This window comes from Microbispora bryophytorum (genome assembly GCF_006874465.1).
Taxonomy (GTDB): Bacteria; Actinomycetota; Actinomycetes; order Streptosporangiales; family Streptosporangiaceae; genus Microbispora; species Microbispora bryophytorum.
In genome coordinates this window covers 69,688-90,499 of sequence record NZ_VIRL01000025.1, presented here as the reverse complement: position 1 = coordinate 90,499, position 20,812 = coordinate 69,688, and the positions used below count along the sequence as shown (strand labels likewise).

Annotated in this window: 16 protein-coding genes; 4 read left to right on the top strand and 12 right to left on the bottom strand. The window is 70.0% G+C overall.

Annotated elements, in window-relative coordinates:
• Window positions 1-3: 3 nt before the first annotated feature.
• From FLX07_RS31945 to FLX07_RS31915, 7 genes are all read right to left on the bottom strand, one after another.
• Complete coding sequence (locus tag FLX07_RS31945) at window positions 4-900, bottom strand: diacylglycerol/lipid kinase family protein (protein WP_142575412.1); 897 nt, start codon at window positions 898-900, stop codon at window positions 4-6.
• Window positions 897-2,318 carry an MFS transporter gene (locus FLX07_RS31940; RefSeq protein ID WP_142575411.1) on the bottom strand — a complete coding sequence of 474 codons (1,422 nt, stop codon included), beginning with the start codon at window positions 2,316-2,318 and terminating at the stop codon, window positions 897-899. The genes FLX07_RS31945 and FLX07_RS31940 overlap by 4 nt, the downstream gene beginning before the upstream one ends.
• The gene (locus FLX07_RS31935) at window positions 2,315-3,862 is read right to left on the bottom strand and encodes a cytochrome P450 (protein WP_142575410.1); all 1,548 of its coding nucleotides are present in this window, start codon (window positions 3,860-3,862) and stop codon (window positions 2,315-2,317) included. The genes FLX07_RS31940 and FLX07_RS31935 overlap by 4 nt, the downstream gene beginning before the upstream one ends.
• On the bottom strand, window positions 3,859-6,531 hold the full coding sequence (locus tag FLX07_RS31930; RefSeq protein ID WP_142575409.1) for an SDR family NAD(P)-dependent oxidoreductase: 2,673 nt from the start codon (window positions 6,529-6,531) through the stop codon (window positions 3,859-3,861). The genes FLX07_RS31935 and FLX07_RS31930 overlap by 4 nt, the downstream gene beginning before the upstream one ends.
• Window positions 6,531-9,566, bottom strand: a complete 3,036-nt coding sequence (locus FLX07_RS31925; protein WP_142575408.1) for an SDR family oxidoreductase — start codon at window positions 9,564-9,566, stop codon at window positions 6,531-6,533. Before FLX07_RS31925 ends, FLX07_RS31930 begins: the two co-directional genes overlap by 1 nt.
• Window positions 9,563-11,302: an acyltransferase domain-containing protein gene (locus FLX07_RS31920; protein WP_167748469.1), complete on the bottom strand. Its 1,740-nt coding sequence runs from the start codon at window positions 11,300-11,302 to the stop codon at window positions 9,563-9,565. The genes FLX07_RS31925 and FLX07_RS31920 overlap by 4 nt, the downstream gene beginning before the upstream one ends.
• Before the next feature lie 320 nt (window positions 11,303-11,622).
• A complete protein-coding gene (locus FLX07_RS31915; protein WP_167748468.1) occupies window positions 11,623-12,180 on the bottom strand; it encodes a TetR/AcrR family transcriptional regulator in 558 nt (185 codons plus the stop codon).
• Between the two features lie 56 nt (window positions 12,181-12,236).
• Between FLX07_RS31915 and FLX07_RS31910 the strand changes: the two genes are divergently transcribed.
• Window positions 12,237-12,620 carry a nuclear transport factor 2 family protein gene (locus FLX07_RS31910; RefSeq protein ID WP_167748467.1) on the top strand — a complete coding sequence of 128 codons (384 nt, stop codon included), beginning with the start codon at window positions 12,237-12,239 and terminating at the stop codon, window positions 12,618-12,620.
• A gap of 409 nt (window positions 12,621-13,029) precedes the next feature.
• Here FLX07_RS31910 and FLX07_RS31905 read toward each other — a convergent pair whose 3' ends face one another.
• The gene (locus FLX07_RS31905; protein WP_142575404.1) at window positions 13,030-13,236 is read right to left on the bottom strand and encodes a hypothetical protein; all 207 of its coding nucleotides are present in this window, start codon (window positions 13,234-13,236) and stop codon (window positions 13,030-13,032) included.
• Window positions 13,237-13,675: 439 nt separating this feature from the next.
• On the opposite strand from FLX07_RS31905, the gene FLX07_RS31895 reads away from it, so the two are divergent.
• Window positions 13,676-14,224 (top strand): TetR/AcrR family transcriptional regulator, encoded by a 549-nt coding sequence (locus tag FLX07_RS31895; RefSeq protein ID WP_229689774.1) that lies wholly within the window; start codon window positions 13,676-13,678, stop codon window positions 14,222-14,224.
• Window positions 14,225-14,576: 352 nt separating this feature from the next.
• On the opposite strand, the gene FLX07_RS31890 is transcribed toward FLX07_RS31895, so the two are convergent.
• The 4 genes from FLX07_RS31890 to FLX07_RS31875 all read right to left on the bottom strand — a co-directional run bounded on the left by FLX07_RS31890 (window position 14,577) and on the right by FLX07_RS31875 (window position 18,256).
• Window positions 14,577-16,337 (bottom strand): ATP-binding protein, encoded by a 1,761-nt coding sequence (locus tag FLX07_RS31890; RefSeq protein WP_142575401.1) that lies wholly within the window; start codon window positions 16,335-16,337, stop codon window positions 14,577-14,579.
• 260 nt (window positions 16,338-16,597) lie between these two features.
• Window positions 16,598-17,386, bottom strand: coding sequence for an IclR family transcriptional regulator (locus FLX07_RS31885; RefSeq protein WP_167748466.1), 789 nt, complete (start codon window positions 17,384-17,386; stop codon window positions 16,598-16,600).
• 34 nt (window positions 17,387-17,420) lie between these two features.
• Complete coding sequence (locus tag FLX07_RS31880; protein WP_142575399.1) at window positions 17,421-17,597, bottom strand: SDR family NAD(P)-dependent oxidoreductase; 177 nt, start codon at window positions 17,595-17,597, stop codon at window positions 17,421-17,423.
• Window positions 17,597-18,256 carry an SRPBCC family protein gene (locus tag FLX07_RS31875; protein WP_167748465.1) on the bottom strand — a complete coding sequence of 220 codons (660 nt, stop codon included), beginning with the start codon at window positions 18,254-18,256 and terminating at the stop codon, window positions 17,597-17,599. Before FLX07_RS31875 ends, FLX07_RS31880 begins: the two co-directional genes overlap by 1 nt.
• 102 nt (window positions 18,257-18,358) lie before the next feature.
• On the opposite strand from FLX07_RS31875, the gene FLX07_RS31870 reads away from it, so the two are divergent.
• Window positions 18,359-19,204 carry an IclR family transcriptional regulator gene (locus tag FLX07_RS31870; RefSeq protein WP_167748464.1) on the top strand — a complete coding sequence of 282 codons (846 nt, stop codon included), beginning with the start codon at window positions 18,359-18,361 and terminating at the stop codon, window positions 19,202-19,204.
• 112 nt (window positions 19,205-19,316) lie between these two features.
• Window positions 19,317-20,750, top strand: coding sequence for an aldehyde dehydrogenase family protein (locus tag FLX07_RS31865; protein WP_142575396.1), 1,434 nt, complete (start codon window positions 19,317-19,319; stop codon window positions 20,748-20,750).
• Window positions 20,751-20,812 lie beyond the last annotated feature (62 nt).

Here is a 20,812-nt window from a genome sequence, read left to right as displayed (position 1 = left end):
CGTTCAGCCCACCTTGGGCACGGTCAGGGCGCCTGCCGCGCAGTGGACGGTGAACGGCGGGGGCGGCAGCGGCTCCCCGTCGGCGAACGTGACGTGGCCGGCCGAGGCGACGTGTATCTCGCGTACGCGGAACCTGCGGGTGGAGGTGTCGGTGGCGCTGCGCACCCCGCTGAACAGGCGCATGGTCGAGCCGAGCGTCGCCGGCAGGCTGTTGGGCCCCTGGGTGGTGACGTCGAGGTAGCCGTCGGCGATGTCGGCGTCGGGGCAGACGTGGAGCTTGCCGCCGCATCGGCCGGTATTGCCCACCGAGAACAGCACCGCGGGGAGCTGGGCCGCCACGCCGTCCAGGGTCACGTCGTAGACCCGGCCCCGGAAGCGCGGGAGCTCCAGCAGCGCCGCGACGTCGTAGCGGCGCGGGCCGGCCGGCCACTTCAGCCGCCCTCCCCGGTCGGCCACCGACGCCGCGTACCCGATGGCCAGCACGGTGCCGAACCGCAGCGTGCGCCCGTCCGGGTAGACGACCTCGGCGAGGTCGACCTGCTGCACGTTGCCGTCGGCGAGGGACTCCGCGGCGGCCGCGGCCGCGGCCACCGGGTCGGCGGGCAGTCCCAGCGCGTCGGCCATGTCGTTGCAGGTGCCGGCGGGAATCAGCGCGAAGGGGACGTCCCGCCCGTCCAGGGCGTGCAGGGCCGTGTGGAAGGTGCCGTCACCGCCGATGGCGACCAGGGCCTGCGCCCCGCCGTCGAGCGCCCGCTCGCAGGCGGCGACCGCGTCGGCGCTGCTGCGGGTCGTCAGCACCTCGATCCGGAGGCGGCGTTCCAGCGTGGACAGCACCTGGGGTAACCGGTGGCGAAACCGCCCGCTGGCGGCGGAGGGGTTGACGACGACGGCGACGTTCATCTGGACACCTCGATTGCTTGCGGTCGGGACACGGCGATCGACGGGCCGGCGGCGTCCCTGGAAATGAAGAGGGCGGCGAGTGCGGCGGCCGCGAGCACGACGGCGCCGAGCCAGACGGCGGGCCGGACCGCGGCGACGAAGACGACGGGGTCGGAGAGCGCGGGGTGGGCGCGGGTGACGACGGTGGTCAGCACCGCCACCCCGAGTGCGAAGCCGATCTCTCTCACGGTGGTGTTGGCCCCGCTCGCGCGGCCTCGCTCGCCCTGACCGACCGAGGCGAGCACGACGGCGGTGAGGGGGGCGAAGACCAGGCCCATCCCGATCCCGCCGAGGACCAGCATGGGCAGCATCTGGGAGTACGGCACGACCGGTGCCATGAGGAGCGCGCTCCAGGCCAGCGTGGCCGCCTCGCACAGCAGGCCGAGGGCGATCAGGCGCCCGGCCCCGGCCCGTTCGGTGACCAGCCCGGCCAGCACCGCGACCAGCATCGGCATCGCGGTCCACGGCAGAGTGCGGACCCCGGCCTCGAGCGCTGAATATCCGAGGGGGCCCTGCAGATACTGCATCAGCCAGTAGATCGCGCCGAACACCCCGAAGAACATCGCCAGCGACACCACGTTGCACAGGACGAACGCCGGAATCCGGTAGAACCGCAGCGGCAGCAGGGGGTGTCGCGCGCGCCGCTCCCAGGTGACGAACGCGACGCCCAGCGCGAGCGCCAGGCCGAGCACGGCCAGCACGGGCGGGGCGGCCCAGCCCTCCGTGCCGGCCCTGGTGATGCCCCACACGAGGGAGACGACCGTCGCCGCCGCCAGCGCCATGCCGGGCAGGTCCAGCCTGCCGTCGTCGCCGGTGCTCTCCTCGACCGCCATCAGGGTCACGGGAACGAAGACCGCGCCGGTGATCGCGGTGATCCAGAAGACCCACGGCCAGCCCTGGGCCACGGCCAGGGCGCCGCCGACCAGGGGCCCGAGCGCGATGCCCATCCCGTTGACCGCGCTCCACAGGCCGATGGCGACGTTCCGCCGCCGCGGGGGAACCCCGGCGGCCAGCAAGGTCAGCGAGATGGGGAGCACGGCGGCCGCTCCGGCGCCCTGGACGACCCGAGCGGCGATCAGCGAGCCGATCGAGTCCGAGAGCGCGCACCCGGCCGATCCCAGGGCGAAGATCGCGATACCGCCCGCGAACACCCGGCGCCGCCCGAACCGGTCGCCCAGCGCCGAGCCGGTCAGCAGCAGCCCGGCGAAGGCCAGGGCGTACGCGTGGATGACCCACTGCAGCGTGGACGGCGGGGCGGCCAGGTCACGGGCGATGACCGGCAGGGTGTTCACCACGACCAGGTTGTTGAGCGAGACCAGGAACATCGGGATCGCCGTGACCAGGATGACCCGGCCCACGGAGCGGCCGCCTGCCGTCATGCCCGCACCTGCTCCTGCTCGGGCCGCTCCTGCTCGGCCGGCACGTGCCCGGCCTGCTCAGGGCCCGTGTTCGTGTCCGTGTTCGTGTCCGCGCCCGTGTCCGTGTGCGCGCCCGAGACAACGGGGTCCCTGCGGCGCACGGTGACACGGATCCCCTTATTCGGGAACTTCTCCGGGAAGATGGTGATGAACGCGCCGGGCTTGACCTGCTCCTGGTCCAGCGGCAGCGAGAAGCGGTAGCGCTGGCAGGCCATCGCGACGGACGCGACCAGGATCGCGAGGGCCAGCGGCTTGCCGATGCACTGCCGCCGCCCGCCGCCGAAGGGCAGGTAGGCGAACTTGGGGCGGCGCCGCTGCTCCTCCGGGTCATGGAAGCGGGTGGGGTCGAAGGCGTTGGGGTTCTCCCAGACCTCCGGGTTGCGGTGCGTGCCGAACGCGCTGATCATGACGGTGGCTCCGGCGGGGACATGGTGCCCGGCCAGTTCGTCGTCGGTGACCGGGTCGCGCGGGAACTGCCAGACCGACGGGTAGAGCCGCAGCGTCTCGTCGACCACCGACTTGGTGATCACCAGCTTGTCCAGGTCCTCGTAGGTGGGGATGCGGCCCTGCAGCACCCGGTCCACCTCCTCCTCGACCTGCCGCCGCACGGAGGGCGCCCGGGTGAGCTCGTAGATGGCCCACGCGAGGCTCAGCCCGGTGGTCTCCGAACCGGCGAGGAACATGGTCCGCAGGTTGTCCGGCAGCGCGTTCGGCGGCAGGTCGGACTTCATGAGCAGCCCGGCCGCGTCGTCGCCCGGGTCCCCCTTGGCCGTGCGCTCCCGCACCTCACGATCGATGATCTTGTTGAGGACCTTGTGCGCATTGCGCTTGCGCCGGAAGTAGGCGATGGGCACCCACTTGGGCACCAGCAGCTCCTCGACGCTGCTGACGTTCTTGAAGATGACCTCCAGCGCGGCGGCGACGGCCTTGGTGAAGGTCCGCTCCTTGCTCGACAGGTCCCTGCTGATGAGCGCCTTGCCCAGCACCCGGGCGCTGAGGTCCATCGTGTCCACGACGAGGTCGAACTCCTCGCCGGTGGCCGCGCGCCGCTCCCACCGGTCGAACACGTCCTGCGCCGCGCCGATGGTCTCGGCGATGGACGCGCCGATCCGCTTGGGGGTGAAGGCCGGCTGCACCACCTTGCGGTGCGCGCGCCACTCGGCGTCGTCGAGGGTGAGCAGGCCCATGCCCATGTACGAGTGGAACGTCTTGTACAGCTTGCCGCGCCGGTAGTTGCCGATGTTGCTGACCAGCACCCGCTCGATCGCCTCGGGGTTGGTGACCTGGATGTAGTCGTTGGGAATCAGGTTGATCTTGACCATCGAGCCCCAGTCCCGCTGGGTCTTGAGGGTGAAGTCCAACGGGTTGAGTCCCAGGTTCATGGTGATGCCGACCAGCGGCAGCCCCTTGGGACCGGTCACGTCCTGCTTGGTCTCCTCGGCCGTGGCGCCGGTGAAGGGGCACACCCCGCCGCCGGTCCGTCCGTGGTCCTCGCTGACTGTCATCGTTGTCTCCTTGCGAACTCGTCACGGCAGAGGAAGGCACCGGTCTCCTGGTCCACGTATCCGAGGACCTGGCCGGTCGTCCCCTCGATCTCCAGCAGGACGTCGCCGTTCGCCGCGACGGCGACACAGAGGTTGTCCGCGGCGGCATCCTCCAGATCCAGATGCTCGGGTACGGAGTAGAGCTCCACCCGCCGGCCCAGCAGGACGGCGTCGTTGTCCGGTCCGAAGACCTCGATCCTGCGGATCGACCGGGGAATCGCCACGGGCGTCCACCTGCCGTCCACCAGATCGAGTACGGCGACCCGGGCCAGTCCGTCCAGGAGCACCGACGGCACCAGCAGGTCGGGGAACCAGCGCCGCACTCCCTCGGCGTCCAGCGCCAGCCGGGCGCGGCGTCCGCGCGGGTGCAGCCGGGTCCCGTCGGTCGAGACGAACACCTCGGTGAGCAGCGCCGCCGATGCGGGCGCATGGTAGGGGTCGGCCACCGGGGTCGCGCCGGTGTCGTCCCACGCCTGCCACGAGGGCGCGGTCCGGTAGCCGTCACGCATCCTCACGGTGGCCGAGAAGTGCAGCCTGTCCTTGGCGAGAATCCGGCCGCCCGGGCCGTGCACGTCGCCCAGGATCCGCACCTGGACCACCGACTCCTCGGCGTTCTCGCTGACCAGCTGAGCGTGGATCTTCTTCGTCTGGGGACGGCCGTTGCGGTAGACCCGCAGGAACGACTCCAGCCGCACATCCTCGAAGACCACCGGCAGCCGATGCGGCACCAGGGCCTTGGCGGCTTCGGCGGCCAATTCGGGCACGAAGGTGCCCGGCAACGTCGGATAGCCGTTGACCACGTGCATCCTGAGGTAGCCGTCGCGGTCCAGGTCGAAGGTGCGCGACGCGGTCAGCTCACCGGGACCGCGGACGACCTTGTCGAGGAACTGGGGCGGGTGCGCGCACCAGTCCAGATACTCGGGGACGGCCGCGGTGATCGCGGCGCGTTCCTTCTCGCCGAACAGCACGGTCATGGCCGGGGGAGCCGGGTGTCCCAGCTCGGCCAGGAAGTGGGCCACGCCCTCCTCGGTCGGGGTGGCGGTGAACTGGCCGGCCTTGGCCAGGAACGCCTTCATGATCGGAGTCGCGCCCAGGCCGATGTCGCGCCAGAGGGTCCAGCCGATGGTGAACTCGGTCTCGCCGCGCGCCGCCGCCCAGGCGGACGAGCTGTTGAGGAAGTCGTTGGCCGAGCCGTAGTCGGTCTCGCCGTGCTGACCGGTGAAGCCGACGAACGAGCCGAAGTTGCACCAGCGGCGCGGCGGCGCGCCGGCGAGCGCGCTCTTCAGGTTCAGATAGGTGCGGAGCTTCAGGTCCCGTACGGCCAGGAAGTCCGTCCGGGATTTGGTGCCCACGGCCGAGGCCCTGTTGGTCCCGGCGACGTTGACGAGCAGGTCGATACGGCCGTGCTCGGCGGCGATCGCGTCCGTTGCCCGGCCGACCGCCTCCCGGTCGCGCAGGTCGCAGTGGAGGTAGGCGACACGGCCCGCGCCGCAGTGCCGCTCCAGCTCCCGCAGGGTGCGCCGGACCGTTCTGGCCTCCTGGAGCCTGTCGAACGCCGCGTTCGCCTCGGCCACTCCGATCCGGCCGGGTCCGGTGATCAGCCCTTTGATGTACGCCGGACGTGTGGCGGCGGCCTGGTCGGGGTCGATGTCCAGCAACTCAGGGTCGTAGACGTCCAGGCGGGTGCTGCCGAGCACCACGATGCGCGGGCCGTACCGCTCGGCGAGCGCCGTCAGCAGCGCGGCGCCGATCCCGCGCGCGCCGCCCGCCGCCACCACAAGGGACTCACGTGCGACCGGCGGCTCGGTGGGCCTGGCCGGCTCGGCGAGCGCGCGCAGGGTCAGTCTGCGTCCGCCCACGTGGGCGACCACCGGCAGCAGCCGGCGGTTGGCCAGCTCGGCCGCCCCCGCGTCGAGCGCCGAGGCGGCGTCGGTCTCCGTGTGCAGTGTGGCCACGATCGGCACAGCCGGGAGCTCCAGCGCCAGGCTCTTGACGAAGCCGGTGAACAGGCCGGTGAACGGCAGCGCGACCCCCGTGTCGGTGATGCCGCCCACCAGCGTCACCAGGAGTGACTCACAGCGGGCCGCGTAGTGCCGCACGACCAGGAACATGCGCTCGTGCAGCCGCAGCAGCCGCTCCGCCTGAGGCGACCAGCCGGGTGCCGTCAGCGCCGGATCCGACAGGTCCACCAGGACCCTGATGTGCCGGGGCCCGTCGTCCTCCGGCAGGGCGGGCAGGTCGTCGTCGGGGTTCACCGTGATCGCGTCGTGCGGCAGCGCCAGCCTGCCCGGGTCGGTCCCGGTGACCAGCACCACGCCCGGCGGCAGGGCCGCGACATCGTCGCGCACCCGCTCCGCGACGGCCGGCGCGAAGGAGAGGACGTACCTGTCGAGCAGGCGATCGGAGTCGGTGTGTTCGGCGGCTTCGACGGGCTCGGCCGCCCCGTACGCCCCCTGCGATTCGTGCGGTTGGCGCGGTCCTTGCGGTTCGTGCGGTCCGTGCGGTCTGGAGGATGGGCGGCGGAAGGTCAGGCCGCCCAGCCTGACGTCGCCGGCGGACGCGCCGGTGACCAGGGCCAGCAGGCCGGGGGCGCCGCAGGCGCCCGGAAGGGTGACAGCAGGCGAGGGCATCAGGCCCCTCCCTCGAGAAGTGCGTCGATCTCGGCCAGGACCGGCAGGTCCTCGCTCTCGGCGAACGAGCGCCGGGTGACCGCGAACAGGAAGGCCCCCTCGGTGGCGTCCGCGGCGACCCCGCTCTCGGCCAGCAGCCCGCGCCAGGAGGGCAGGGTGTTGCCGTTGACCCCGGCGACCAGCGCGATGTCGATGTCGCCGAACTCCAGGTAGCGCCCGGCCAGCTCGAAGGCGCCGGCCAGCGAGTCGGGGCCGCCGTCCACCGCGATGTTCAGCCCACGCAGGTCGAAGTAGTTCGACAACCGGGCCGGCACCACGTTGGGCATCTCACCGGGGAAGGAGTCCTCGACCGGCGCCGCGATCAGCTCCTGCACCCGCTCGTTGAACTTCTTGAACAGCGTGAGCAGAGGCTCCGGTTCGGCCGCCTGACGGGCCTCGCGCAGCAGCTCGTCCTGGTAGGCGCGCAGCGCGTACAGGATCGCGTTCCGCGTGGGGCCGACGTGCCCGACGACCACGCCGGTCCCGGCGCGGTTCCGGTCGCACGCCGCCCGGACCGCCGGGTCCAGCCGCTGCATACACTCGACGATCATGAGTTGGGCGCGGTCGGTGGCGCGTACGGCGCTGGCCGGCATCCGCAGCTTCTGGAACGGCGGCGGCGGGTAGACCTCGCCGAACGAGGCGGGCAGCGCGACGCGCTCCCTGGCCCAGCGCTCCACCGCGGCCTCGTCCTCACACCCGGGAAGATGGGCGGACCAGCCGACGAGCACCAGCGGCTCCGGGCGGCGCTCGCCGTACCCGAACGCGGAACGCAGGCCCGGTACGTGCTCCTGGAGCAGCAGATGGGCGTTGGTGCCGCCGAATCCGAAGCCGGAGACCGCGACGGTGCGCGCCCGTTCAGGACGGGCCGGCCACGCCACCGGCTCGGCCGGGATGGTGAGGTTGGTGGTGTCCGTGTGGAAGTACGCGGGCGCCTCGGTGAAGCGGTACTGGGCGGGGATGACGCCGTGCCGCAGCGCCAGCAGCGCGTGGATGATCGACACCACCCCGGCGGCCCAGCCGGTATGCCCGACCAGCGACTTGTTGGAGGTGACCTGGACGGGTCGTTCCCCGGCGTAGGCCGAACGCAGCCCGGTGAACTCCGCCTCGTCGCCCGCGGGCGTCCCGGTGGCGTGGGCGATCACCCAGTCCACCTCGCCGGCCCGCAGCCCCGACTTGGCGAGGGCCCGCTGGACGGCCAGCTCCTGGCCGCCGCTGGACGGGGCGTAGATGGCCTTGCCCTTACCGTCGGCGGACAACCCGATGCCGGAGACGACGCCGTGGACGCGATCACCGTCCGCCAGCGCCCGGGACAGCCGTTTCAGCACCACGACTCCGGCGCCGTCGGAGAACAGCACCCCGTCGGCGGACTTGTCCAGGGCGCGTACCTCACCGCGCCTGGACAGGCCGTGCAGCTTGGAGAACAGCACCGACCCGGAGGGAGCCAGCGCGAACGCCCCTCCGCAGACCGCGATGTCGGCCTCACCCGCCATCAGCGCGCGTACGCCCAGGTCGATGGCGTACAGCGACGACGAGCAGGCGGTGTCCAGCATCGTCACCGGCGCGTCCTCCGGAAGCAGGCCGTGAACGGCCAGCCGTCCGACGCGGTGCGGTGGCAGCGCCCGATCGCCGAGCGGCAGGCAGCGATCCAGCAACGCGCGGAGCTCCGGGTCGTCGGGATCGACGTCGTTTCCGGCGGCGAAGTCGCGGACCTCCCGGCGCACCAGGGATTCCTGCAGGTGCTGGCTGCCGTCGGGGGTGTACCCGACGACCACGCTGAACCGGTCGCCGTCGTCGCGCCGCACGCCGTCGAGGGCCTGGTGGACGCTGTGCCGTAGCCAGAGCGCCGTGTAATCGAGGTTCTCACCCAGGTCCGCCAGCTCGGCGGCGAGCGCGTGATGTGGCGTGAACCCGGTCATGAAGCCCGACCGGCGCTGATAGGTCTTGTCCGGAGTGGCCGGGTCGGGGTGGTGGAAGCCGTCCACCGACCAGCGGTCGGCCGGCACCTCGGTGAACAGCTCGGCGCCCTCGGTCAGCAGCTTCCAGAACTCCTCGGGTCCCGAAGCGCCGGGTATGGCAAGGCCCATGCCGACCACCACGACCGGGTCCTCGTCCTCGGCGAGTTCCGGCGCCGGTTCGGGTGCCGTGACGGATGCGGGGACCGGCGCGGTGACGGATGCGGGGACCGGCGCCGTGTCCGGCGTTCTGACGTCGGGGTCGGGGGACATGGCCCGATGCAGGAGGCCCAGGCCGCCGTCGGCGACGACCGTCTGACCGGTTATCCACCGGGCGGCCGGTGTCGCCAGGAAGGTCACCAGGCCCGCCAGGTCCGCCTCGGACGCCAGCCGGCCCAGGGGGGTGGCCTCCACGGTGTTGTCCCGCACGGAGTCGAAGCGGGGGAACATCCGGCCGACCTCATTGTCGATCAGTCCGGCGGAGGCGGCGTTGACGCGGATGCCGTCGCGAGCGAACTCGGCCGCCAGATAACGGGTGAGGCTCTCCAGCGCCGCCTTCGAGATCCCGACGCCGAGGTAGTTGGCCGGAGCGTAGGAGGCGCCGATCGAGGAGACGTTGACGATGGCGCCGCCCCCGGCCCGGACGAGCAGGGGCCTGGCGGCGCGGGAGCACCACAGCGCGCCCTTGACGTTGGTGGCGAACGCGCGGTCCATGTGCTCGTCGGTGAGCTCGTCGAGGCTGACGAACACCCCCGCGGCCGCATTGTTCACCAGGATGTCCAGCCGGCCGTACCGCTCGCCGATCTCGGCGAACATCTTCTCGACCTGCGCCGGCTTGGCCACCGAACCGCGGACGACCCCGGCGCTGCGCCCTTCGGCCGTGAGCTCGGCCACCATCTCCCGGGCGGCGTCGTAGGAGTGGAAGCACCCCACCAGTACGGTGGCCCCCGCCTCGCTGAGCTGCCGGGTGATGTGCCGTCCCACACTGCCCGCGCCACCCGTGACCAGCGCGATCTTGCCTGCCAACGTGAAGCCTTCGCTCATCGGACAGCGACCTCCGCCCCGTCGAGCGCGGCGCACACGAAGCCGACGACGGCGCCGAAGGTCGGGTAGTCGGCGACGCGGAATCCGTCGGGGCGCATTCCGAGTCCGAAGGCCTCGGCGACCTGGGCGAACATCTCGGTCTGCTTGACAGAGTCGACGCCGAGGTCGGCTTCGAGTTCGGCCGCGTCCTCGAACACCTCTTCCGGGTATTCCAGGATCCGGGCGTACAGCTGCCTGATCCGGGTCGCGATCTCCTCGCGATCCGGGACGGCGGCGGCCGGGGCGGGCGCATCGACCGGAGCCTGGGCAGGAGTGACCTGCGCGGGCGTGACGGGCGGCGCGGAGACCGGCGCCGGGGCGGGCGCGGGGGCAGGCGACGGCACCGGAGGGGCGCTCCGATGCACGAAGTCCACGACGGCGCCGAAGGTCGGGTAGTCGGCGACGCGGAATCCGTCGGGGCGCATTCCGAGTCCGAAGGCCTCGGCGACCTGGGCGAACATCTCGGTCTGCTTGACGGAGTCGACGCCGAGGTCGGCTTCGAGTTCGGCCGCGTCCTCGAACACCTCTTCCGGGTATTCCAGGATCCGGGCGTACAGCTGCCTGATCCGGGTCGCGATCTCCTCGCGATCCGGGACGGCGGCGGCCGGGGCGGCCGGTGACGGCGCGGACACGGGAATGACGTCGGGCACCGGGACGTGGGCGGGACCGGCCACAGGCGCGCCGACGCTCAGGGGGGCCGCTGTGTGAACGGCGGGGGGCGCCGGAGCCGCGGCGGGGCGCAGGAAGGCCGCCACCTCGGAGACCGAGCTGGTACGGCCGGCCAGCGGAACCAGGGCCAGCGTGCTGGAATCGATCGAACGGGCGAGGTTCGTCAGCGTACGGCCGGCTCCGAGCTCGACCCAGATCCGGGCTCCGGCGTCGGACAGCCGCCGCACGCTGTCGCCGAAATGCACGGGAGTGACGAAGTGGGAGGCCAGCAGTGGGCCGAGCTCCTCACCGGCGCGGTAGTACCGGCCCAGGATCGGCGAGTAGACGGGCGTGCGCAGGTCACGGGCCCGCACGCCCGCGATGCGGCGCGCGAAGTCGGCTCGCGCCTCCTGCAGCAGGGGGTTGTGGAAGGGATGCGGCGCCAGCAGCGGCGTGCCCTGCACCCCGATGGCCGCCGCGATCGCCTCGATCCTCGTGAGTGCGTCCGGCGTGCCGGACACCGTGGTCTGCTTCGGCCCGTTGTCGACGGCCACGACGGCGTCGCCGTCACGAAGCAGCGCCAGGATCTGCTCGGCCCGGTCCCGCCCGCAGGAAAGCGCGAGCATCCGGCCGCCGCTGGTGTCGTGTTCCCGCAGCGCCAGGATCCGGTGACAGAGCACCTCGGTCCCCTCGGCGACGGTGAGTGCTTCCCCGGCGACGAGCGCGGAGATCTCACCGAGGCTGTGTCCCACCAGCAGAGTGATCTCCGCGCCGTGGCGGCACAGCAGCTGGTGCAGCGCCACGGACGTGGCGAAGGCCGCGACCTGCAGCACGTCCGGCGCGTCGGACAGCAGTTCTTCGGCCGTGGGGGGTGTGGTCAGCAGGACCGTGTCCTTGAGCCCTCGCCCCAGCATCCGGGTCGCGATCCCGTCGATCTCGTCGACGACCTGCCGAACGTGGTTGTCGGTCAGCATCGACTCCAGGCAGCCGGGTGAGTACGCGCCCTGGCCTGGAAACGCTCCAATAGTGATCTCTGCTACGCGAATCATTTGCCACCTTCCGGGTGTTCGCCGCGGCAAGGATCTTTCGTGGCACCAGTGTTGGAGCGGTCGATATCGCCCACCTATAAACGATCGATACTTGTGGATCATATGGGCGAAGGCCGGTTTGTGCGGTCGCGCGGAATCGCGAATCCGCTGGCTGAAGCCGTGTGGATGCAGATGGTGCCGGGGTGGGGTCGATGGGCCGCCCAAATTGTCGGCACTGACTGTGGTCCCCGCGGAGTTGATGACATTGGGCACGCCAGCGATGAAGTCGGCGCCGTTGTTGGCGGTGGCGATCAGCGCTTCACCGCGGGCCGCACACCGCGTTACATGTGGTCAGGATCGTCGGCGCCGCACAAGCGCGTCACCGAGGCCCGGAAATGCCTGGCCGCCTCCCGAGCGTCCAAGCGGCCGGCGCGGATGTGACGATCGGCGGCGTGGCCGAGCGCGATCGTCGCGGCGACCAACCAGCCGGTGTCCAGATCGGTCGCGAACTCGCCGCTGTCGCGGCCGCGACGGATCAGGCTCTCCAAGCTCTCCTCGACCAGCAGGTGATGCGACGCGTCTTCCTCCTGGGTGGCATCCCCATGACCGGCTGCCGCCTGCTCGGTCAGCAGTGTTCCGGCTGCGGTGAGAAAACGGCCGAGAGCTTCGGTGGCGGTACCTGTCTCGAGATCGGCGGCGTCCAGCACGGCGAACGCACGGCGGTTCAGCTTGTCACGCACCGCCGCGAGGAGCGCCTCGCGGGTGCCGAAGTGGACATACGCGGTCTGCCGCGTCACGCCGGCCATGGATGCGATCTCCGCCATGCTCGCCTCTGGGTGCTGGGCGAGAACCCGGATCGCCGCCGACACCAGCGCGTCACGGTTGCGGGCGACCTCCACCCGCTGACGCCGCCGCCTTATATCTGACACGGTTGACAACCATAAGGGCAACGCTAATGCTGACAACCATGTCAGAGATAACTGAGCAGGCGGCACGCCGTCTTCTGATCGACTACACCCGCGACATGGCCCTTTCCGACGAAGACCCCGAGCGGATCGTGGACCGCACTATGACCGCCGACGCGGTCTGGGTAACCGACGGCACAACGCTCACCCGCGACCAATTGGTCCGCCATGCGGTCCCGGCACGCAAGAACGTCACCTCCATCGAGATGCGCATCGACGACCTGTTCGTCAACGGCCATGAGTTCGCCGCACGCTGCTGCCTCATAACGGAGCACCGTAAGCGCGGGCACGTGGTGATCGATTGGATCCTGATCGGTGACGTCGCCGACGACGGCCGGGTGCGACGTATCCACCAGCTCGGTCGTACCGCCTAGTACTCCCATGTGGGTGACCGGTGGCCGATGGCGCCGGGGTCGGAAGGGCTGCGGCCAGGCAGCCGGCCGGGCCGGGGCCGCTCCTCGCCCGTCACTTCCTGCCCGCGGTCCGGTTTCATCCTTGCTCTGCAACGTCTACTGCACCGATTGAATCGGGCATTGGATGACGGGGACGGAGCGATGGTGCGGTTCGCCGACGATATGGTCGTGATGTGCTGGCCACGCAGCCAGGCCGAACGGCCGTTGGCCCGGCTGGTCCGGGCGCGGCTCCTCATTCCCTTGTCGGGCACCGCGACCGCGCCGGAAGGTTCGGCGTGCAGACTGCGGAGCTACCACCGAAGTCGGCGAACGTCGTATCTCAGTTCCGGCAGCGATGGCCGGGTCGGGATGCCACGAAACGGAGGCCGGCTCAGGCCAGAGGGGCAGCCTTGTGCCGACGTATGGCGCGGAAGAGACAGAGGCTGAAAGCGAGAACAAGCGCCGCGTGGATGGCCACGCCGCTCCAACTGCTGGCGTCAATCGTGCCGCCGATGATGTTGGTGGCATCGACTGTGCCGAGCACAGCATTCATGAAGACGTTGGCGAGGACCGCTCCGACCGGTATGACGGTGCTCATGCTCGCCGACCAGTTCAATCGCCATCGTGAGCAGAGTCGCTCCAATGGTTCGCGTCGCAAATATATCGAAGCTGTTGATGCGTGGCCCAGGCCGGATGACGCGGCCTGTGGGACGAGCAGCGAGGCGGCGCCCAGGGCGCCGAGGTAGATTGCCGCGATCCTGAGAAGCCAGCGGAGCGTCATAGGGCTGCGTCCGCGTCGGACCGGCTGTGAAATGAGTACGTCACGCCGGTCAATCGCTCAGACTCCACCCACAGCCGGCGCTGGGTGTAGACGTCATGTGACGCGGAACTTGGTCGAGACGGCGCATGATGGCCCGATGCGTTCAGTAGCCGACCGTTCGCGGCGTAGTAGTCGGCACCCTGGACAGCCGGGTCGTCCGATGACGGGGGAGCCTGTGTGGGCACCGCGTGCCGATGCCCGCCGCAATCGGACGTTGGTGCTGCGGGCGGCAGCGGAGATGTTCGCGACCGAAGGGCTTTCCGTGCCGGTACACGAGATCGCGCGACGTGCGGGGGTGGGCACCGGCACCGGCACCGTCAGCCGCCGCTTTCCCTCCAAAGAGGCCCTGTTCGCGGCGGTCCTGCTTGATCGCATGGCGTTGCTCACCACTCGGGCTGACGCCCTTATGGCGACCGAGGATCCGGGGACGGCGTTCTTCACCTTTTTCGCCGCGCTCGCCCACGAGGGCGCCGACCACCGCGGGTTGGCGGAGTCGCTGGCCGGTGTCGGGTTCGACATCGAGTCGGCTGCCATCGACGCCGGCAGCGACGTGTCAGGTCGGCTGCACGCCATGCTGAAGGCCACCCGACGGGCGGGCGCGGTACGGGGTGGCATCACCTTCGCCGACGTGAAAGCCTTGATGAGCGGCTGCCTTGCGCGGGAAGTCGCCCAGGCGACGCCAGCGCCCACGACCGCGTTATCACCGTCGTCTGCGACGGTCTTCGTACCAGGTGACCGATTCACAGCGCAGTTCGCACGCACCTGATCCTTCACCAGGAGGGCCTCGGGCTGTCCCGAGACCTGTCGCTCCTGGCATGTGGGCTGGGCGAATGGGGTCGATGCCATCCTGCGCATATCCCGAGATCAACGGCGTACGGCTGCCGACAGTGACCTACGACTGCCTAAGATCACTGGACGGCTTCGCGAAACCCCAGGTGAGGGCCGTTTTGGCTGATCGAAGAGTGCCCCGGCCGGGCACGCCGCAAATCTTCAGCGTTGCCACGCATCTGCGGCTTCCTGCGGTCGTCTTGTCGTGGAGGCGCGGATTGCGGTAGCCAGTGGACGATTCGGACGCTGATCGATCGCATGATCACGCCATGGACCGGTGCCGACTCTCACTACTGAGGATCGGCCGGCGGGAAAAGAGAGCCCTGACGCGTTTGGCGGTACCGGGCGGTTGAGCTGCGGGGAGAACTACCGACCAGTTCCACCGTGCCTTCCTCCCGCATGATCGAGAGCCAGCGCCGTACCGTCTGATCCGTGAGGCCGGTGCGCCGGGCCAACTCGGCTCTTGAGAGAGTCTCGTCGCCGAGCGCGTCCAGCAACTGCGGACGCCGGTCGGCCCGCGTGGAAGCCGAGGTCCCAGCAGAGGTACGGCCGCGCAGCCGTTGGGACAGTTCGTAACGGGCCCAACGCCGGGTCCCTGTCTGAAGCACGAGTTCGCGCGCCACGAGATCCTGCAACTCGGCCGTGGCGACCCGCGAATCCACGCCGGCTGTGCTCCGGTAGGAGCGGTTGTCCAGGATCTCCCCGTCCCGGAGCATCGCCAGTGCGATGCACTGGCTGTCGGTGAGTCCCCTCTCTCCGAGGCTCTCGATCCATCTCACGGTCTTCTCACTGAGCAACGCGTGGTTGGGGATGGTGACGGTGAAGGAGGAGATCCGGTCATCGAACTGAGGCGGGCTCATTCCGGCTGCTCGGAGCGCGGCGACCATGGCGCGGATTCCGGAACCCCGGTTCTCGCAGACCGTTCGTGTCTCACCGGGGATGGGAACGTCTTCGAGGATCCTCATCAGGGTCGCGTTGCGCGTGGAAGAGATCCCCTCCTCGGTGAGGTTGTCGATGGTGACCGGGCCGAACAGGCCGCCCGGGCTCCGGATGGTCAGCTTGTCGGGGTACATCTCGATCTGGATCTGCGTACCACGGGCAGCGCTGGAGAGGTCCCTGTGCACGAGCGCGTTGACTGTAGCCTCTCGGAGAGCGGTTTCGGGGTATTCCCACACGTCCTGTCGGCCGGCTCCTCCGATGACGGCCCTCCTGGACATGTTCCGCCGGACCGCCGCCAGCGCGTCGCGGACCATGACAGGAATAGGGCCCTCGATGGTGACATTGTCCAGGAATCGCGTCCCCGCCGCCGACGCGTCCCCGGTGGGCGGCGGGTAGTGGACGAAGCTGATCATCAGCTGCGGGAAGTGCTCCTGAGGATAGGAACCGAGCGCGATCAGTGCGGCAAGGGAAAGACTGTCCGCGCCGTCAGGCCCGGTCACCAGTAGCCGGGCCCGTCTGAGCAGCGCATCGCGGTCAAGATCTTTGAAGGCGTACGGCCTACTGGTGCGGATCCGCGCGATGAACGCCTCCAGCATGGCCGGATCGAGGAGATCAAGGCCGGTCCCAGGGACGCTCTGCTCGTCCTCGCGAGGCTGACCTCGTGAGGACAGCATGATCTGGACCTCGTAACTCGACAAACGCCGGTCACCGTCACCGACGCGGACGAAACTACCCTTGGTCATCCCGGCGCCTCGGTAGAAGCACGGCCGCTGGGCCGGATCCAGTTCAGGAATCTCCGCGACGACGAGCTTCACGCCTTCGAAATCATGGACATGGATCAGCGGTCGCAAGGCGGGCTCCATGTCGGTGGAACAGAGCGAGGCCAGATCGTTGGAGAGCTTCAGGGCATCGTGCACGCCGGTCGGCGCGAACCCCCTGGTCTCGTCCAGACCAAGGATGAGCACCCCACCGCCGGTGTTGGCGAAGGCTGAGAGGGTCTCCCGGACGGTCTTCGGCAACTCGTGCTGGGACTTCTTCACCTCCACATCGGAGACGTCTCCGCCCAGCGTTCGAAGGTTCCTGATGATCTCGGCTAGCTCCTCGTCCTGCATCGTTCTCTCCCCGCCAGCCGGTACGGACGACGCATGCTAACGAACATGCTAACGAGCATGCTCGTTGGCATGCCGGGTCGATATCGAGGATGCAGCCACCGGAGATCAACTCGGCGCTCTCACCTGCCGGTTCCTCGGGCCGTCTCGTTGTTGAAGCCCGCGCCGAGGTGGCCAGGGGAGGCGGGGCGCGATGAGCCTCTGCTCCCGGGTGATGGCAGTCGCGCGACGTCCCCGCCTGCCGCGCCCGCGGCTGGATATGGCTAGAGCAGGAGGGAACTGATCCGGGTGGCACCGAACGTCAGCTTTGCGGCGATCGACGCGACGTCCTCTTCTCCGAGCCGGGAAGGCGGCGCCGCGGCCGCTAGTGCAGCGGCGATCCTGCCGCTCGCGTTCCGCACCGGAACCGCCACCGACGCGACGTCTTCCTCGCTCTCACCGAGGCTCCAGGCGTAGCCCTGCCGTCGTGCTGTCGCCAGGACCGACGCGAGCTCTTCGCGGTCGGTGACCGTTCTGCGCGTGAGCGCGGAGAGCACGCTCGGAAGGTGGGCCTGGAGTTCCTCGTCGCTGAGCTCGGAGAGGAGGACCCGTCCGGTCGCCGTCGCGTAGGCCGGACGGAGATGACCGGCCCGGGCACCTACACGAAGCGGCTTCGGTGTCTCGATGGACTCGAGGAAAAAGACCTCCGGGCCCTGCAGAACGGCGAGGTGGACGGTCTCACCGAGCTCGTCCACGAGCTCGGCCATCACGGGGGCCGCGACCGTGGTGAGGTCGAGTCCCCGGGAGATCGACACGGCCAGGCGCAGCAGCGAGGGCCCGACGATATAGGCCTTGGACAGCTCGTCCTGCGACGCGAAGCCGTGCGCGACCAGCACCCGGAGCAGCCGATGCGCCGTCGACCGCGCGACCCCGAGCATCCGGCTGACGTCGGCCACCCGCAGCTTGTCGTGCTGCTCGAACGCTGCGATCAGGCGCAGCACGTTGTCCGCAGAACCGATGGGGGAGTCGGGCTTGTCTGGCGCGTCCATGGGCGTCCTCACGACGATCAGCAAGGTAGTCATTCTAACCTGCCGAATGCCGTTCGCGTCAGCGAGACGTGTGAAGCGCCCGTTCGCCGAGCTCGGCGACAAGCGCAGCTGTGCCGGCCATGTGAAGGACGGCGACGTACGCCCCCTCTTCGGCGAGGCGGCGCGCGATGGCCGCGCCGATCCCGGTGGCCCCGCCCGTCACCAGAGCCCGCCGGTGCGCGAGGCCCGGGTACATCAGCCGGCCTCGAGGGCCGCGCGAATGCCCGTGGTCAGGTCGGAGACCGCGGGCTCGAGCATCGGCGCCATCAGCAGCTCGAGCATCGGCGCCATGGGGCCGCCCGGCTGCACGTGCAGCTCGAAGGTCAGCCGGGATCCCTCGCCGCTGCGGTCCGCCGCGGCGGAGGCGATCGTCGCGGCCGCGGCGCGCACAGACTCGTCGGCGCCGTCGGCGCGCTTCATCATCCGGCGCATCATCCGTGCCTGGAAGCGCGCGAACGCCTCACGGAGACGACGGCGCTTGCGCCGGGGCGCCGGGGCAATCGGCGCGGCCGCCGCGGACGACTCCACGGCCGGCGTCCCGGCCTCCCCGGCGTCGTCGCCGGTCACCGGTTCGAGGGTGAAGCTGCCGGAACCCGAGAGCTTCTCGGTCAGGCCGGTCAGGGTGAACTCGACACGCTTGAGCGGCTCCCAGACGGTGATGTCGGCCTGCAGGTCCACCTCGCGGGTCAGCATGCCCACGTCGCCCTTGAGAGTCCAGATGGACTGCCGGTCGTTCACCTCCACGACCTTCTGGTAGCCGACCATCAGCGGTGCCCAGTTGGGGAGGTGCTCGACGAAGGCCCAGACGCGCTCAACTGGCGTCGCGATCTGCACCGTGTACTGGATCTGTGGCACGACTCCTCCGGACGCGCTCGGGCGGGCAAGACTTGCCCGCGACAGCGACGAGATTAGGGATCGTCGTTGACCTGGTGTGACGACCGTCCTACGGTTTCCGTCGTGCAGAATGCCGTGGGTCGCTCGACCAAGCCCGCCGCCTATCCGATCGACTCCGTCGACAACGCGTTACGGCTGCTGACGCTGCTGCGCAACCGGACCGACGTGCCGGCCGTGATCGCCGGCGACGGTGCCAGCGCGCCCGGGTTCGAGCTCGGGCCGGGGCTGGGCGTCGTCGAGGTCGCACGCCAGCTTGGGATCGCACCGTCCACGGCACACCGCCTCCTGGCGATGCTGGTCCACCACGGCTTCGCCGTTCAGGACCTCAAGCGCAAGTACCATCTCGGCCCGGCGTTCTCGGTGACGCCGGCATCGGCGCGGTCCGGGCGCGATCTGCGCGCGGTGATGAGGCCGTCGCTGGTCTCCCTGAGCCGGCAGCTTGAGGAGACGGTCCACCTGATGGCGCTCCAGGGCTCGGCGGTGCGGTTCGTCGACGGCATCGAGGCGGACCACGCCGACCGGGTCGGTACGCGGGAGGGCATGGTGCTTCCCGCCCACAACACCGCCGGGGGCCGCGCGCTGCTGGCGCAGTTCACGAAGGCCGAGCTCGAGTCCCTCTACTCCCACGGGCTCCCCGTCGTCTACGGCCCCGCCGTCTCCGAGCTCCCGGAGCTCGTCACCAAGCTCAACGCCGTACGCCGGCGCGGCTATGCGATCAACGACGAGGAGAGCGAGCGCAACATCGTCTCGGTCGCCGCGGTGCTCAAGGACGCCGACGGCGTCGTGCGGGGTGCGCTCGCGGTCGCAGTCCGCCCGTCGCGGTGTCCCAACAGCCTGATCCCGAAGATCGGCAAGGCGTTGATGGCGGAGGCGGCCCGAATGGCGCCCGACTTGTGTGACATCGCCTGAGAACGCGAGTCCGGGAAGAAAACGTTCTGTCCTCAAGAATGCTCGAACGCCGCCGAATCTGGCGACGGTCACTCCTGATTACGTCCCTTCCCAAAGGCGACAGGAGCTGACGATGAACATGCTGATCGACGGCAAGTTGGTGCCGGCGAGCAACGGTGACACTTACGAGACCTTCTCTCCGGCCTCGGGAAAGTCCCTCGGGTTCGTGCCCGCCGCCACGTCCGACGACGTCGACCGCGCAGTGGCGAGCGGCAAGCGTGCCTACCTCGACTGGGCGGCCGCGGCCCCGGCTGAGCGCGCGAAGGTGCTGCGGAAGATGGCCGCCACGCTCCGCGAGCACCGGGACGAGCTTGGTTTCCTCGACGCCCAGGACGGCGGCAACCCCGTTACGGCGATGAAGGGTGACGTCGACCTGGCTGCCGAGCTGCTTGAGGTCTTCGCCGACTGGGCGATGAACCTCGGCGGGGAGACTGTGGTCGGGCGGCCCAACATGCTTCACTACACCGTGCGCGAGCCCTACGGCGTCGTCGCACGGCTGATCCCCTACAACCACCCGCTGATGTTCGCGGCCTCGCGGATCGCGGCGCCGCTGCTCGCGGGCAACGCCGTCGTGCTCAAGGCGCCCGACCAGACGCCGCTGTCCGCCCTGCGGATGGCCGAGCTGTTCGCGCCGCTGCTGCCGCCGGGCGTGCTGTCCGTCCTGTCCGGCCTCGGCGCCACCGCCGGCGCCGCGATGGTGGCGCACCCCGATATACGACGGATCGCGTTCACGGGCAGTGTGCCGACGGGCCAGGTGATCCTGCAGAGCGCCGCGCGGGCCGGCATCAAGAACACGACGCTGGAACTCGGTGGCAAGAACCCCATGGTCGTGCTCGAGGACGCCGACCCGGCGGTCGCCGCGGCCGGTGCCATCACGGGCATGAACTTCCACTGGACCGCAGGGCAGTCCTGCGGCTCGACCTCGCGGCTGCTGGTGCACCGCTCGCTGGTCGACGAGGTCGTCGAGCGCGTGGCGGCCGGTGCGAAGGCAGTCAGGATGGGCGACCCGCTGGACCCGGAAACCGAGATGGGCGCCATGGTCACCCCGCAGCACCGTGACCGGGTGATGGGGTTCGTGGAGCGGGCCAAGGGGGAGGGACTGCGGGCCGTGACCGGAGGCGGCGCCCAGATCGAGGGCGCGTTCGTGCAACCCACCGTGTTCGCCGACGTGCCGCCGACCGCGGAGATCTTCAACGAAGAGATCTTCGGGCCGGTGCTCTCAGTGACCGCGTTCGACACCGAGGATGAGGCGATCGGCCTGGTCAACGACTCGCCGCTCGGCCTCACCGCCAGCCTCTGGACTCAGGACGTGGCCAAGGCTCACATCCTCGCCCGAAAGGTCGAGGCCGGTTACGTCTGGCTCAACACGTCGTCCCGGCACTTCGTCGGCCTCCCGTTCGGCGGGGTCAAGAACTCGGGGCTGGGGCGTGAGGAGCACGTCGAGGAGCTGCTGTCCTTCACGCAGGTGAAGGCGGTCTCGTTGGACCTCCAACCGGGCTCCCGCTAATTTTCGGACAGTCATGATAGGGACAATTCCGTCCTGCAGAAATGCGGCCGCGATTTGTGGCC